Raw genomic sequence first — 14,799 nt, forward strand, 5'->3', positions numbered from 1 at the left:
ATATAAACCAATTATGATTAACGAAAAAATTACAATTCTCATTGTTGACGATCAACCCAGCAATCTAAAATTTTTAGCGCGATTATTACAGAAACAAGGGTATCGCGTTCGTCGGGCTATTTCTGGGGAGTTAGCCTTAAATGCAGCTTTCGCTTCGCCACCCGATTTGATTTTACTCGATATTCTCATGCCCGAAATCAACGGCTATGAAGTTTGCGAACGACTCAAGAAAGATCGGCGAACTCAAGAAATTCCCATTATTTTTATTAGCGTCATCGATCGCGCCGATGAAAAAGTGAGAGCCTTTGAAGTCGGCGGTGTAGATTATATCACCAAGCCGTTTCAAGCTAATGAAGTCTTGGCTCGTATTAATCATCAATTGACGATTCGGGCATTACAACAGCAGATCGAGGCGCAAAATACTCAACTTAAAACCGAAATTCACGAGCGCACGATCGCCCAAAAAGAAACGCAACTCCTCCTTGAATTAAGTCGTTCTTTTGCGAGTTGTCCGAATTTTGAAACAGCTTTAGAAGAAGCCTTGCGTCGTTTGGGTCAAACCATCGATGCAGCTTATGCTGAAGCTTGGCTCGAGGGAGACGAGAATTCTCTGCGCTGCGCTCGCACTTGGTCGAGAAACAATCCGTCAGATCGACTCGCAGCGATCGCTAATTTTCAACAAAACAGTCAAGAAATAACCTTACAAAAAGCACAAGGATTAATCGGCAGAGTCTGGGAACGATGTCAACCCGAATGGCTGCACGATATGACCAACCTTTCCCCAGAAGTATTTACCCGCGCTCGCCTCGCCCGAGAGAGCGACTTTCATACGGTTTTAGCCGTTCCGGTTCTCCTTGTTAATCCTTTAGATGTTAATCCTGTAGACCATCGCGATCGCCCCTCAGACCAACCCTTGAAGCGAGGACGGAAATCCCCAAAAAAAGTGCTAGCGGTGTTAGCCTTTTTTAGCCCCTTAGGAGAGCGCGATCGTCGTTGGTTTGAACTCGTTGTCACCATCGCCGCCCAACTCGGGACGATCGTACAGCAAAAACAAGCTGAAGAAAAACTCCGCATTTCGGAAGAAAAATTCGCGAAAGCTTTTCGCTCCAGTCCTCATGCCATTGCTTTGAAAACCTTTCCCGAGGGACGCTATCTTGATGCCAATGAAAGTTTTTTCGAGTTATTAGAATACGATCGCCAAGACATTATCGGCTCGAAGGCCGAAGATTTAGAGATTTGGGTTCATGCTCAACAACGCGATCGCTTTCAGCGCCAACTCAATTCCCACAATGGCATTCTTCGCAACCTCGAAGTCAAATTTCGCACCAAATCCGGACGGATCAAAACCCTTTTACTTTCCGCCGAATTAATTGATTTACAAGGCCAAACCTGCGTCACGTTGGTCACAAACGATATCAGCGATCGCAAGCAATTAGAAGAAGAAGTCGCCCAACAAAAACGCTTTCTCAACGCCATTATCGACTATCTTCCCGTAGGGGTATTTGTGAAAAATGCGAACGACGAAATGCGCTATGCGATCTGGAATCAATTTAGCGAACGTGCTTTAGGAATCTCGCGAGAAGAATTATTAGGTCGCCACAATTGGGAAGTCTTTCCCGAAGAACTGGCTCGCGCTTGGCAAGAAGAAGATAGACAAATGTTGCAAACCAAACAAGCGATTGTTTATCCAGAACAAGAAGTCAACAATCCCGAGCGCGGCGTTAAGATGTGGTTGCAAACCACAAAAGCACCTATTACTGACGAATCGGGAGAAATAACCCATGTTCTCGGCATTTTTAACGATATCAGCGATCGCCGACGGGCAGAAATTGCCCTGCGTAAAAGCGAAAAAAAATATCGAGATTTAGTCGAAACCTCTCGAGATATTATCTGGTCAATGGATCGCGAAGGGTGCTATACCTTCATCAACCCTGCTATGACGCGGATCTGCGGCTACGAACCCGAAGAAGTTATCAATCGTTCTTTTTGGGATTTTATCCCCACCTCAGAACGCCAAGCCAATGCCTTTAAGTTTTTGCGCGTGTTGCAAGGAAAACCGCTCATGCAGCACGAACAAAAGTATCGCGCTAAAGACGATCGCTGGATTTACCTGCAAGTTAATGCGATCGCCGTGCGGGACGAACTGGGGCGAGTTATCGGCATAACGGGAACGGCTACGGATATTACCGAGCGCAAGCAAGTTGAAGAGGCTTTAAGGAAGAGTGTCAAACGAGAAGTCGCGATCGCCACCATCATCGAACGAATGCGCCGTACCCTCGAGATGGAAACGATTTTTAGCATCACAACGCGGGAATTGCGTCGGGTTTTGAATTGCGATCGCGTCATTATCTACCGCTTTAATCCCGATTGGGGTGGAGAAGTCGTCGCCGAGGATGTTGGCGCAGAATGGACTCCTTTACTCCATACAGAAGGAGAGCGATTGACCATGACCCTCGATACAGCTGCTCCCGAACACTGTTCCCTGCAAACATTAAACAAAACCCTTATTCTCGAAGATACTTATTTGCAAAATACTCAAGGAGGAGCTTACAGTCGAGGCTCGCGTTATCTCTGCGTTGAAGATATTTATAAAGCAGGATTTACACCGTGTTATGTAGAAATGCTCGAAAACTGTCAGGCTCGCACCTATCTCACCGTGCCGATTTTTACGAGCGTACAGGGAAAAGAGAATGAAGACTCGCAACCCAAATTGTGGGGACTTCTGGCTTCCTATCAGAATTCGGCTCCCCGTCATTGGCAAGAAGAAGAAATTAATATGGCCATTCACATTGGCACACAAATGGGGATTGCCTTACAACAAGCCGAATTGCTCGCTCAAACACAACAACAATCCGCCGCCTTGAAAATTGCCAAAGAAGCTGCCGATGCCGCCAACCGCGCGAAAAGTGAGTTTTTAGCGAGTATGAGTCACGAATTGCGAACCCCCCTCAATGCCATTTTGGGATTTACGCAATTGATGGTACGAGATGACAATCTCGATCGCGAACAACAAGAGAATCTGAATATTATCAATCGCAGTGGCGAACATTTACTCGCCCTAATTAATGACGTGCTGGAAATGTCCAAAATTGAGGCGGGACGGGCAACATTTAACGAAGATACCTTCAATCTCTATCGCCTGTTGGATAGCTTAGAAGATATGTTTAGATTAAAAGCCAGTAGCAGAAAAATTGAGTTAATTGGCGATCGCGATCGTGACCTCCCGCAATACATTCGCACAGACTTACAAAAACTGCGTCAGATCCTCATTAATTTACTCGGAAATGCGATTAAGTTTACCGATACGGGTTTTATTACCCTGCGAGTCAAATCAATCACCGATCGCCAACCACCAATCGGCGATCGCCAACTTTACTTTGAAATTGAAGATACAGGGTGCGGAATTGCTCCAGAAGAAATAGAGAAAATTTTTGAAGCCTTCGGGCAAACCAAACAAGGAAGCCAAGCCTCTAACGGAACGGGACTGGGACTACCCATCAGTCAACAATTCGTGCGCTTGATGGGAGGAGAGTTGCATCTAGAAAGCATCGTCGGACAAGGTTCAAAATTCTTTTTTACCATTCCGATTAATATTTCCCAAGACCGTATTATCGAGACCGAAGCGAGTCAAAAAACGATCGTTCGCGCGATCGCCCCTCCCGATTGTACCGAGGAAAGTTATCGCATTTTAGTCGTTGAGGATCGCCACAATAATCGTTTGTTGTTATTAAATCTGCTGAACGCTTTAGGCTTTGAGGTGCAAACCGCAGAAAATGGAGTCGAAGCGATCGCCCTGTGGGAATCGTGGCATCCTCATTTTATCTGGATGGACATCCAAATGCCCGTGATGGACGGTTACGAAGCAACAAGACAAATTCGCCAGCAAGAGAAAGCACGAGCGAAGGTTCGAGAAGGTGATATTCTTCCCATTAACCCTTCTTCATTTTCTCTTCCCGAGTCTAGAGTTCCCATTGTAGCTCTGACAGCCAGTGCTTTTGCTGAAGATCGGCAAAAGGCATTGGCAGCCGGATGCGATGATTTTTTGAGCAAGCCTTTTCAAGAAGAAGAATTACTGGCAAAAATGGAAAAATATATCGGGGTACAATATCTTTACGAGCGGAAAACAACCTCACAAAATACTTTAGAAGAATTGGCAGCCGAGGATTTGCCCGAAAAGATTTGCGACGTCGAGGATGCTTTATCTCTTGAACCTTCTGTATTGCAAGTGATGTCGGAAAATTGGAGAAAACAACTTTATGAAGCATCGCTTCAATGCAGCGATCGTCTTATTCATGAAATGATCGCCGAAATGCCCGAAGAGCATTCTCATTTAGCGATCGCCTTAATTGCTCTGGTTGAAGAGTTTCGCTTTGATATTCTCATGGATCTTGCACAACCCGATAGAGAACAATGAACAATAAACAATCACCTATTTTAATTAAACCTTGGAGATGAAAACCCGCCCCCCGATCGCCGATATTCTCATTGTGGACGATACGCCAGAAAATCTCCGCTTGCTTTCCGTTATGCTGGCGCAAGAAGGGTATAAAGTGCGTCAGGCTATTAATGGCACGATTGCCTTGAATGCGGTACGCCGACTAGCTCCCGATTTGATTTTACTCGATATTATGATGCCAGAAATCGACGGCTATGAAGTTTGTCTGGCCTTAAAAGCCGATCCGAAAACCACGCAAATTCCAGTGATTTTCTTGAGCGCCCTCGATGATATCGTTGATAAAGTGAAAGCCTTTTCCGTTGGTGGTGTTGACTTTATTAATAAACCGTTCCAAGTGCAAGAAGTTCTCATCCGCATTAAAAGTCAACTGGAACTGAAACTCGCCAAGCAAAAAATTTTACAACTGAATACCGAGTTAGAAAAACGAGTGCAACAGCGCACGCAAGAGTTGGAAGTTGCCAATGCTCGACTCAAAAAAATGGCAATGCAAGATACGCTCACTAAATTGCCCAACCGAGTATTTTTTATGCAGAAACTCAAGCATCTGCTCAATGAATTGCATCGGGGTTCAGGGACAAAATTTGCACTCTTATTTCTTGACTGCGATCGCTTTAAAGTCGTGAATGACTCCCTCGGTCATCCCGTTGGAGACGAACTCTTGATCGCTCTCGCTTGTCACTTAGAGGGTTTTCTCAAACCAAGCGATACTTTAGCGCGTCTGGGTGGGGATGAATTCGCCATTCTCGTTACAGAAACCCCAGACATTGAAGATGCAGTTCGCATGGCGAAAACGATTTTAAATTCCTTTGCCCTGCCCTTTAAAATACAAGGACGAGAAATTTTTCTCAGTGCCAGTATCGGCATTGCCAGTGGTAATGCTGAATATACCCAGCCCGAATATTTGCTGCGAGATGCCGATAGCGCCATGTATCGCGCGAAAGCGTTAGGAAAATCTCGCTATCATATCTTCGATCCCTCTCTCCACGAGGCAGCCCTGTCTTTTTTGCAAGTCGAAACCGATCTCCGTCGAGCGATCGCGAGGGACGAATTCGTCGTCTACTATCAACCCATTATCGCTCTTGCCTCGGGCAAAATCTCGGGATTTGAAGCGCTTTTACGTTGGCAGCATCCCACTCGCGGTTTACTCGCCCCCGGATGTTTTATTGACATTGCAGAAGAAACCGGCGCGATCGCACCCATTGGGGCTTATGTACTCCGTCAAGCCTGCCAGCAACTGCGACAGTGGCAAGATTGCAGTTTGGTCGATTCAACCCTATCCATGAATGTCAATCTTTCCGTCAGGCAATTTGCCAACAACAATTTAATTCAACAGATCGATCTCGTCCTCGCAGAGACTCATCTCGATCCCTGTTGCCTCAAACTAGAAATTACCGAAAGTGTCATCATGGACAATCAAACCGCGCTGAATGTGTTAAGACAACTACGCGATCGCAGTATCAAAATTTGTTTGGATGACTTCGGAACGGGATATTCTTCTTTAAATTACCTCCATCGCTTTCCCATCAATGCTCTCAAAATTGATAAATCATTTATTAGCAGTTGGAACGACTCCAGTTCTTCCCTCGGCCTCGTTCCTGTTATTATTAATATTGCTCGCACAATGGGACTCGATATCGTAGCAGAAGGCATTGAAACGCCCAAACAACTTGAAAGACTCAAAAATCTCGATTGTCACTTTGGACAAGGTTATTTCTTTGCTCATCCCTTGAACGAAACTCAAGCTACAGAGTTACTTAAATCATCTCCCCAATGGCATTAAAGTTCCTTGTTGATAATTGATAATTTATAATTGAAATGACCGACCCCGACCAAGCTGATATTTTAATTGTCGATGATACCCCCGACAATATTCGCTTGCTTTCTACGATGTTATCCAAACGCGGATATCGCGTGCGTCCTGCTATTAATGGAAAAATGGCAATTCTGGCAGCAAAGGCGGTACAACCAGACCTAATCTTATTAGATATTAATATGCCGGAAATGAATGGCTATGAGGTCTGTCAAAAATTAAAAATTGATGAAAGAACCAAAGAAATCCCCATCATTTTTTTAAGCGCTTTAGATAACGTTGAAGATAAAGTTAAAGCCTTTGAAGTCGGCGGAATTGATTATATTACGAAACCTTTTCAATTTGCAGAAGTCCTCGTTCGCATTCAAAATCAATTAACCATATGTAAGCTACAAAAAACGCTGCAAAGGCAAAACGATCGCTTAAAACAAGTCATGACGCAATTGGTACAAAATGAAAAAATGACGGGTTTAGGTCAACTGGTTGCCGGAATTGCTCACGAAATCAACAATCCGATTAATTTTATTTACGGAAATCTCAATCCCGCTCGCGAATATATTCAAGATCTCTTTAATTTACTCGCGCTTTATCAACAAGAATATCCTCACCCCAAAACCAAGATTCAAGACACGATTAATGAAATTGACTTAGAGTTTTTACAAACCGATCTGCAACATTCGATCGCATCAATGCAAACGGGAGCAAATCGCATTCGGACAATTATTCTCAATTTGCGAAATTTTGCTCGCCTTGACGAAGCCGAAATCAAACGAGTTAATCTTCACGAAGGTCTCGATAGTACCCTCGGTATTTTACAACATCGCTTGCAATCTCAAGACACTCGTCCGGAAATTTTAATTGAGAAAAATTATAGCGAGATTCCTCAAATTACCTGTTATCCCGGACAGTTAAATCAAGTCTTTTTTCATCTTTTAAATAATGCGATCGATGCGTTTGATGAATGGGAAGAAGAGAAACCACAAATTAAAATTTCAACGGCTATTGTCGATCGCGATCGCGTCCAGATTTGCATTCGCGATAATGGCAAAGGGATTGCTGAAGAGTTACAAACACGTCTTTTTGACCCATTTTTTACTACCAAATCTGTTGGTAAAGGCGTAGGTTTGGGATTGGCAATTAGCTATCAAATTGTCGTCGAGAAACACGCCGGTCAGATTTTTTGCGAGTCTTCCCCCACAAAAGGGACGACATTTACTTTAGAGCTTCCCATTACTTCAGCATTGGAAGCAGAAAACAGGTAATGAGTAGCAAAAAGGCATACCTCATCTTTACTCATTATTATCGAGCAAGCGATGTCGCGGAATTTCGTAATTGAAAAAATCCTTCGCCAAACAAGTATTAGGAAAAATGGCCTTCGCTTCCTCGAGTAAATGTTCGACTTGCAGGGAATTTCCGGGGGCGTAACGAGGACTAAAATGAGTCATAATTAATTGCTTCACTCCTGCTAATAAAGCCACCTGTGCTGCCATAGTTGAAGTTGAATGCAGGCGATCGAACGCCATCTCGGAATCTTGATGGGCAAACGTTGCTTCGTGAATCAAAACATCGGCATTTTGTGCTAGTTCTACCGCCGCATCGCAAAACACCGTATCCGTACAATAAACTGCTTTGCGTCCCGATTCTGGGGGTTCGCAGAGATCGACTCCGCGAATGGTACGACCGTCAGGAAGGGCGATCGTTTTTCCACGTTTGAGGTCGCCATAAACCGGACCGAAAGGAATACCCAACGCTTTCGCTTTTTCTACCTTGAAGCGTCCGGGGCGATCTTTTTCGACAATGCGATAACCATAAGCGGGAACGCGATGTTTTAATAAGATACAACTGACGCTAAATTCCTTATCTTCGTAAACCAAACCCGGTTGGACGCGATGAATTCTCAAGCGTCGAGATAAATCCATATAGGAATATTTGGAACAGGCGCGGATGTATTCTTCTAAACCTCCGGGTCCGTAAATATCGATCGCGTGACCCGTCCCAGCCAAACCAATGGTCGCCAACAATCCCATTAAGCCAAAGGTATGATCGCCGTGCATGTGGGTGACAAAAATACGACGAATTTGCGAGCTTTTCAAGGGGCTACGCAGGAATTGATGTTGGGTTCCTTCTCCACAGTCAAACAGCCAAATTTCCGCCCGTTGAGGGAGTCTCAAAGCTACGCTAGAGACATTGCGCGATCGCGTCGGCACCCCGGAACTGGTGCCTAAAAAGGTGATTTCCACGAGCAGAGAGGGTTAAAGTGCAAACAACAGCGAAGAGATTTACTGCTTCAACTAGCCTAACGCACAATAATTCCCTAGAGGGGAAACCCTTCTCGGGGAATTCGGCATTTTCATCCTCCTCTCATTACCGTAGGACGATAATATAGTCATTAATTGTTGAACTAAAAGAGACAAAATTCTCGTGCTATCCACACTCATCGCTGATTTTAAGATTATCTTCGATCGCGACCCTGCCGCCCGCAATTGGCTAGAAGTTCTCTTTTGCTATCCGGGGTTGCAAGTTCTCTTATTCCATCGCGTGGCACATTGGCTGCATCATGTAGGCTTGCCTTTTCTACCGCGTTTTCTCTCCCATATCGCCCGTTTTCTCACCGGAATTGAAATCCACCCGGGGGCGACGATCGGGAAGGGAGTTTGTATCGATCACGGTATGGGCATCGTCATTGGCGAAACTGCCATTATCGGCGATTATTGTCTGATTTATCAAGGAGTTACCCTCGGCGGGACGGGCAAAGAAACGGGTAAGCGCCATCCCACTCTCGGTGAAAATGTTGTCGTCGGTGCGGGTGCCAAAGTTTTAGGCAATCTGCAAATTGGCAACAACGTCCGCATTGGTGCCGGCTCTGTGTTGTTGCGTGATGTCCCTTCTAATTGTACGGTGGTAGGCATTCCGGGGCGTGTGGTCTATCAATCTGGGGTGCGGGTCAATCCTTTGGAACATGGAAAATTACCGGACTCGGAAGCCGCAGTGATTCGCAGTTTGGTCGATCGCCTCGAAGTTCTCGAACAAGAATTAGAAACCTTGAAAGCACAACAACAGGGCACTCATTCTCTCGTGAGAGCAGTAATTCCTGATGATTGCGAGAAAGAATTAGTCGCAGTGGGAAAAAGCTGTCAGTTACGCGATCGCGAAATTCGCAAGTTTTTAGATGGTTCGGGAATCTAAAAACGATTGATTATTCAGTTATCAGGGATGGGTTACAACGTCGATCGCTGGGGTTAAAATCCCACAGGATGCACCTGATAACTGTTCGCTATTAATGATTTGCCGATTTAAAATCGATCGCTTTTCGAGTTAAAATACCCGCATGGTAGCTTGGGAATTTAGTGCATGAGTATAGGCGTTGCCGTTGTCGGTACCGGGTTCGGTCAAAAAATTCATCTCCCCGGATTTCAACATCACCCCGATACAGATGTTGTTGCGGTGTGGAATCGGGATTTAGGCAAAGCCAAAGCGATCGCGGACTCTAACCAAATTCCTTACGCTTTCAATCGTTTGGATAAGTTACTGGCTCTCCCGGAAGTTGAAGCCGTTAGCGTCTCTACCCCACCTTTTCTGCACTATGAGATGGCCAAACAAGTGTTAGAAGCCGGAAAGCACTTGTTATTGGAAAAACCCATGACACTACGGGTGAACGAAACAAGAGAACTTTATCAATTGGCGCAACAAAAAGGTTTAATTGCGATCGCAGATTTTGAGTATCGCTTCGTCCCCGCATGGCAAAGGTTATCAGAATTGCTACAAGATGGCTATGTCGGTCAAACTCGCTTGATTAAAATCGATTGGTTAGCCGTCAGCCGTGCCAACCCCGATCGCCCTTGGAATTGGTATTCTCGCAAGGATAAAGGCGGTGGGGCATTGGGTGCGATCGGCTCTCACGCTTTCGATTACATTCACTGGCTATTCGGTCCGGCGAAACGCTTGTGCGCTCATTTAAGTTGTGCAATTCCCGAACGCCCCGATCCTACTGATGGTAATAAACTCAAGCCTGTCGATGCTGACGATACTTGCACGATCTTGTTAGAGTTGGCAGATGGTACGCCCTGTCAGGTTTCTCTCAGTTCTGTCACGTATCAGGGGCGAGGGCATTGGGTTGAGGTGTATGGCGATCGCGGTACTCTCGTTCTCGGCAGCGATAATCTCAAGGATTACGTTCACGGCTTTCACTTATATGCAGCACCTGCCGGACAAAATTTATCAGAGCAAGAAATCCCCAAACGCCTAGCTTTTCCTCAAGTTTTTACCGACGGACGCTTAGCGCCTTTCATTCGCGTCGCCGACCATTGGGTAAATTGCATTAAATCCAGACAAAATACCGCACCTTCATTAAAAGAGGGGATTTATTCGCAACTGCTGATGGATTTAACCCACGAATCCCATGAAAAGAAATGTTGGGTTGATGTAAGCGATCGGTGAGCAGAATGGAAGGTGAAATGCCGAGTAGTCTTAATTCTGGAAATCTTATTTTACAAGGTTTTGGGCGATCGCTTTACCCAAAAAATCAAGCAGGTGTGCTACTGCGGAGATAAAGATATGAGGATAATTTGAGTAACACTGCGAGCGAGGGTAAGCGATCGATACATTAAATGCTGTTGAACAAAGCTAGGCAGTCATGTATGATGATTCAGACAACAATAAAAATCTCACTTCGTCAACTTTTGTAGTTAGATTCCCATCTTTCGCAAAAACGAGATTTTAATTACCCATCTACCAAAACTCAAACATGATGTTAAGCAAAACAATTAACAGACTGATACTTGGTTTGATAATTCTGCTCTCTACCGTGGTCTTGTCAAGCGCAAATTCTTCTGCCTTAGCGGAAGGGATAGATCCCGCTACCTTAGATGCAACCATAGAAAACCTACATGGATTTCAGTTGACAGAGAACACAGCCACCATTTTAGTAACGAGTACGGGTTGCACCGCGAAAGAGGATTTTGTCGCCGTTTTGCAACAATCTCAACCACTAGCCGCCACCTTTATTCGTCTGAAACCCGACCTCTGTCGTGCTGCACCTCGCCTCTATCCTATTAAATTTGCATTACAGGAAGTCGGGGCGAAAGAGTTTACAGTCACCAATCTCATCACACCTGCTCCTGGATTCTAAACAATTATTGACGGTTGACATTCTCCCTTCCCTACTTCATTTATGGTACTGTCAGGTTTACCTCAGTTCTATAACCAATTAGGGAAGGGATTATTGAGTAGCAGTTTATAGCGATCGCGGCATCTCGTTATCAGCAGCGACAATCTCCAAGATTATAGATTTAACCCACGAATCAAATGAGAAGCAATGTTGGGTTGATGTAAGCGATCGCTGAGTAAAATAGGAAGGAAATACAATATTTTCAGGCAGCCACAATGGTACAAAGCCTCTCTCAAACGCTGACACTACAAGAATTTCTGGCGCAACCCGAAACTAAACCTGCCAGTGAATATATTAGTGGGAAAATCATTCAGAAGCCTATGCCAAAGGGACGACACAGCCGCTTGCAAGGCAAACTTTGTGCCGCAATTAATCAAGTCTCAGAGGATGCAAAAATTGCCTATGCTTTTCCAGAATTAAGATGCAGTTTTGGCGTGCGATCGATCGTCCCAGATATATCGGTTTTTCTTTGGGAGCATATACCCTTTACATCAGATGGTAATGTTCCAGATCGTTTTAATCTCCCTCCAGATTGGACAATTGAAATTCTTTCTCCCGAACAGCACCCCAATAAGGTATTGGGCAATATTCTCTATTGCCTTGAAAATGGCAGTCGTCTCGGTTGGTTTATCGATCCAAATGACTCGAGCATTTTGTTTTTATTGCCTCAGCAACAACCCGTATTATGTCACGGAGAGCAAGTTATTCCTGTTTTGCCCGAGCTAGAATTGACTCTTACGGTTAATGAGGTGTTTGGTTGGCTGAAAATGGCATAAATCATAAAAAAAATACTGGGTTGGCACAAGAAAACCCAGCCTACGGTGATAAGCAATTGTACTAAATCGATTGTTGCGAGAAGGTATAGACGAGAGTCTTTGAGTGCTTCAGTACAACATCGAGATCGCCAACTTGTTAGTTGCTAGTATCTATTCACATTGACGATCGCAGATTCCAAGGTTGTAATCTTGTACTTCCAGTACTTTATTTTTGTCGCCTGAGCTGCACCAACTTGACCAAAGTAATTTTGCCAAGCCTGACCCTTGGTCAACAAGTCCGAAAACATTGTCGAGAGTTGGCTTACCGACCATTCCGTCTTATAGCCTGTCCCGCCGAGATTTGGAGCGGGAGGCGTACCCCGAACATACTCCCCTAACGAATACTGGTTTTCATAAGCCATGAACACCGTATAGACTTGCCCCTGCGGAATATCTTGCTTGTACCACGGTACAACAACGAAGTGATGGATCATGGGACCTCCTTCTAGAAGGAAATGCCAGACTGCTGTCTCTGAATTCGCGCCACCGAACCCAACTGCGACGTTGATCTGGTTTTGCATATTAGACCCGGGTTCGATAAGCGTGCCTGGCCCAGAATCATCTTGGACAGAACCATAAACGGCAATGCCCATTTGAACCGGTACTCCAGGACAGTTGTCTATTGCCATGAGTCGCGCATTTCCGACAATGGCATTTATCAAATCGAGGCCTGTATTCGCCATTCTAACTTTTCTCCTGTATCAAATTTGAATCAATGTTTGTCGTTCCTGAACTAGCCGCGTAAATATTTTCTGTTATCTGATAGACGCGCTATAACTCCTCGAATTGGAGACTTTTATCACACCTAGGATTGCATTAATACTGCCTATCCTAAAATTCATTGCTCACTTTTAAGAGTTTTTAGTGCTTAACTACTTATAGCAGATCTAATTCGATCGTAAAAAAAACTTTGCAAAATGTAATGATTTTTTTTGCACACTGCAATCTCATAGAAGAATTGTCCCCTCAACCAATATCTGTTAGTGGGAGCGATCGCACAAAACTATTTTACCAGTATCGAGTTTTTAAAAACTGGGTCGGAGAGAACAATCGCTGTACTGGTTTGTCCGTCGTCGCGATCGCTAATTAAATTATGCTATAATTGGGGATTAAGAGTGTTCTGTATAATTACCCGTGTAGCCTGAAAATATAAGGATAAGACCATGAAACAATGGTACGAAGAATTATTCAAAAACTACGCTAAAAGTTATGACAATGAAGAATTCACCAAAGGCACAATCGGTGAATGCGATTTTATAGAAAAAGAGATCGATTATGACAAAACGATAAAAATACTTGATGTTGGCTGTGGAACGGGTAGACATTCAATAGAATTATCGACAAGAGGTTATTCTGTTACCGGCATCGATCTATCTGAAGCACAATTACAACGAGCAAAAGAGAAAGCATCTGCGCGATCGCTTAAAATTGATTTTCAACAGCATGATGCCAGAACTCCTTATTCTTTAAATACATTTGATTTAGTCATAATGTTGTGTGAGGGTGGTTTCTCCTTAATGGAAACAGATGAGATGAATTTTCAAATTCTTCAAAATGCTGCCAATGCTTTAAAATCAAAAGGAAAATTGATATTTACAACGCTAAATGGGCTATTCCCTCTCTTCCATTCCGTCAAAGAATTTATGGACGCAGCAACAAAGGAAGGTGGGGCGACATATAACGATAATACTTTTGATTTGATGACATTCCGCGATCGCAATACCATCGAATTTGTTGATGACTCTGGGAATAAAAAATCTCTGAGTTGTAACGAAAGATACTATGTTCCCTCAGAGATAACTTGGCTTTTGAAATCATTAGATTTTAAAACGATAGATATATTTGGCGCAAAACTGGGTGCTTTCAGTCGCAATGATACATTAACAACTGAAGACTTTGAAATGTTAGTAATAGCAGAAAAATAATATAATGCTAACAAATCAATGTAGCGGACGCTGACCATAAAAACTTAATCAGTTTTTTAAGAGTCAAAAGCGATCGCACAATACTATTTTGCCAGTATCGAGTTTTTAAAAACCGGGTTGGAGAGTACGATCGCCGTGCTGGTTTGTCCGTATTGGCTTAACCGACCGAGAATATCTTCAAGATGAGACATAGATGAGACGATCGCTTCGATGACAAAAGAAGAATTTCCCGTGACGTGATAGCCCCGTAAGATTTCCGGTAAGGCTTCCATTGTCGCGATCGCTTCGGGATAGCGATCGGGAGTCGTAGTGAGTTGAATAAAGACTTTTAACGGTAATCCCAACACCTCTGCATTCACTCGGGCGCAATATCCCGTAATAATGCCTGCATCTTCCAATTTTCGCACCCGTTCCGTCGCAGCAGGAGAAGAAAGTCCTACTCTGCGCCCCAACTCTGAAAAAGAGAGCCTTCCCTCCAGTTGTAATGCTTGTAGGATTTGCCAATCTGTCTCGTCTAATTGCATTTTGTAAATTTAAAGCGATCGTTATCTTTTTCCTTAATTTTCTCTACTAACACAACAAAATAACTTAAATTTCTGCTTTAATTTAACAATTTTTATTTGTAA

12 protein-coding genes are annotated in these 14,799 nt (G+C 44.0%); 9 read left to right on the top strand and 3 right to left on the bottom strand.

Translation table 11 applies throughout. The features are described from left to right. The first annotated feature begins 13 nt into the window (after positions 1-13). The 3 genes from AC6RV6_RS12725 to AC6RV6_RS12735 are packed head-to-tail and all read left to right on the top strand — an operon-like array spanning position 14 to position 7,528. The gene (locus tag AC6RV6_RS12725) at positions 14-4,414 is read left to right on the top strand and encodes a PAS domain S-box protein (RefSeq protein ID WP_500241221.1); all 4,401 of its coding nucleotides are present in this window, start codon (positions 14-16) and stop codon (positions 4,412-4,414) included. Between the two features lie 37 nt (positions 4,415-4,451). Beyond that, on the top strand, positions 4,452-6,236 hold the full coding sequence (locus AC6RV6_RS12730) for a putative bifunctional diguanylate cyclase/phosphodiesterase (protein WP_500241222.1): 1,785 nt from the start codon (positions 4,452-4,454) through the stop codon (positions 6,234-6,236). Between the two features lie 35 nt (positions 6,237-6,271). Continuing rightward, positions 6,272-7,528 carry a hybrid sensor histidine kinase/response regulator gene (locus AC6RV6_RS12735; protein WP_500241223.1) on the top strand — a complete coding sequence of 419 codons (1,257 nt, stop codon included), beginning with the start codon at positions 6,272-6,274 and terminating at the stop codon, positions 7,526-7,528. 27 nt (positions 7,529-7,555) lie between these two features. On the opposite strand, the gene AC6RV6_RS12740 is transcribed toward AC6RV6_RS12735, so the two are convergent. Continuing rightward, the gene (locus AC6RV6_RS12740; protein ID WP_500241224.1) at positions 7,556-8,506 is read right to left on the bottom strand and encodes a ribonuclease Z; all 951 of its coding nucleotides are present in this window, start codon (positions 8,504-8,506) and stop codon (positions 7,556-7,558) included. A gap of 181 nt (positions 8,507-8,687) precedes the next feature. Here AC6RV6_RS12740 and cysE point away from each other — a divergent pair, with 181 nt between their 5' ends. The 4 genes from cysE (at position 8,688) to AC6RV6_RS12760 (ending at position 12,209) form a co-directional block, all read left to right on the top strand. Then, positions 8,688-9,452, top strand: coding sequence for a serine O-acetyltransferase (gene cysE, locus AC6RV6_RS12745; RefSeq protein ID WP_500241225.1), 765 nt, complete (start codon positions 8,688-8,690; stop codon positions 9,450-9,452). Between the two features lie 165 nt (positions 9,453-9,617). Next, a complete protein-coding gene (locus tag AC6RV6_RS12750) occupies positions 9,618-10,703 on the top strand; it encodes a Gfo/Idh/MocA family protein (RefSeq protein ID WP_500241226.1) in 1,086 nt (361 codons plus the stop codon). 367 nt (positions 10,704-11,070) lie between these two features. Beyond that, complete coding sequence (locus AC6RV6_RS12755; protein WP_500241227.1) at positions 11,071-11,394, top strand: hypothetical protein; 324 nt, start codon at positions 11,071-11,073, stop codon at positions 11,392-11,394. A 254-nt stretch (positions 11,395-11,648) separates the two neighbouring features. Beyond that, positions 11,649-12,209, top strand: coding sequence for a Uma2 family endonuclease (locus AC6RV6_RS12760; RefSeq protein ID WP_500241228.1), 561 nt, complete (start codon positions 11,649-11,651; stop codon positions 12,207-12,209). Between the two features lie 143 nt (positions 12,210-12,352). Here AC6RV6_RS12760 and AC6RV6_RS12765 read toward each other — a convergent pair whose 3' ends face one another. Then, on the bottom strand, positions 12,353-12,931 hold the full coding sequence (locus tag AC6RV6_RS12765; RefSeq protein WP_500241229.1) for a hypothetical protein: 579 nt from the start codon (positions 12,929-12,931) through the stop codon (positions 12,353-12,355). Positions 12,932-13,170: 239 nt separating this feature from the next. Between AC6RV6_RS12765 and AC6RV6_RS12770 the strand changes: the two genes are divergently transcribed. Together AC6RV6_RS12770 and AC6RV6_RS12775 are read left to right on the top strand one after the other, a co-directional pair. Then, positions 13,171-13,338, top strand: coding sequence for a hypothetical protein (locus AC6RV6_RS12770; protein ID WP_500241230.1), 168 nt, complete (start codon positions 13,171-13,173; stop codon positions 13,336-13,338). 73 nt (positions 13,339-13,411) lie between these two features. Continuing rightward, positions 13,412-14,173, top strand: coding sequence for a class I SAM-dependent methyltransferase (locus AC6RV6_RS12775; protein ID WP_500241231.1), 762 nt, complete (start codon positions 13,412-13,414; stop codon positions 14,171-14,173). A gap of 83 nt (positions 14,174-14,256) precedes the next feature. Here the strand turns inward: AC6RV6_RS12775 and AC6RV6_RS12780 are convergent, their stop codons facing one another. Beyond that, entirely contained in the window at positions 14,257-14,697 is a 441-nt protein-coding gene (locus AC6RV6_RS12780; protein ID WP_500241232.1) for an Lrp/AsnC family transcriptional regulator, read from the bottom strand. Between the last annotated feature and the right edge of the window lie 102 nt (positions 14,698-14,799).

The organism is Spirulina sp. LEGE 11439, assembly GCF_059821285.1.

What these genes read in the sequence shown, in the direction of transcription:
- AC6RV6_RS12725 (WP_500241221.1), top strand. Translation starts at nt 14, where the DNA reads ATGATTAACGAAAAAATTACAATTCTCATTGTTGACGATCAACCCAGC.
- AC6RV6_RS12730 (WP_500241222.1), top strand. Translation starts at nt 4,452, where the DNA reads ATGAAAACCCGCCCCCCGATCGCCGATATTCTCATTGTGGACGATACG.
- AC6RV6_RS12735 (WP_500241223.1), top strand. Translation starts at nt 6,272, where the DNA reads ATGACCGACCCCGACCAAGCTGATATTTTAATTGTCGATGATACCCCC.
- AC6RV6_RS12750 (WP_500241226.1), top strand. Translation starts at nt 9,618, where the DNA reads ATGAGTATAGGCGTTGCCGTTGTCGGTACCGGGTTCGGTCAAAAAATT.
- AC6RV6_RS12760 (WP_500241228.1), top strand. Translation starts at nt 11,649, where the DNA reads ATGGTACAAAGCCTCTCTCAAACGCTGACACTACAAGAATTTCTGGCG.
- AC6RV6_RS12765 (WP_500241229.1), bottom strand. Translation starts at nt 12,931, where the DNA reads ATGGCGAATACAGGCCTCGATTTGATAAATGCCATTGTCGGAAATGCG.
- AC6RV6_RS12770 (WP_500241230.1), top strand. Translation starts at nt 13,171, where the DNA reads ATGATTTTTTTTGCACACTGCAATCTCATAGAAGAATTGTCCCCTCAA.
- AC6RV6_RS12775 (WP_500241231.1), top strand. Translation starts at nt 13,412, where the DNA reads ATGAAACAATGGTACGAAGAATTATTCAAAAACTACGCTAAAAGTTAT.
- AC6RV6_RS12780 (WP_500241232.1), bottom strand. Translation starts at nt 14,697, where the DNA reads ATGCAATTAGACGAGACAGATTGGCAAATCCTACAAGCATTACAACTG.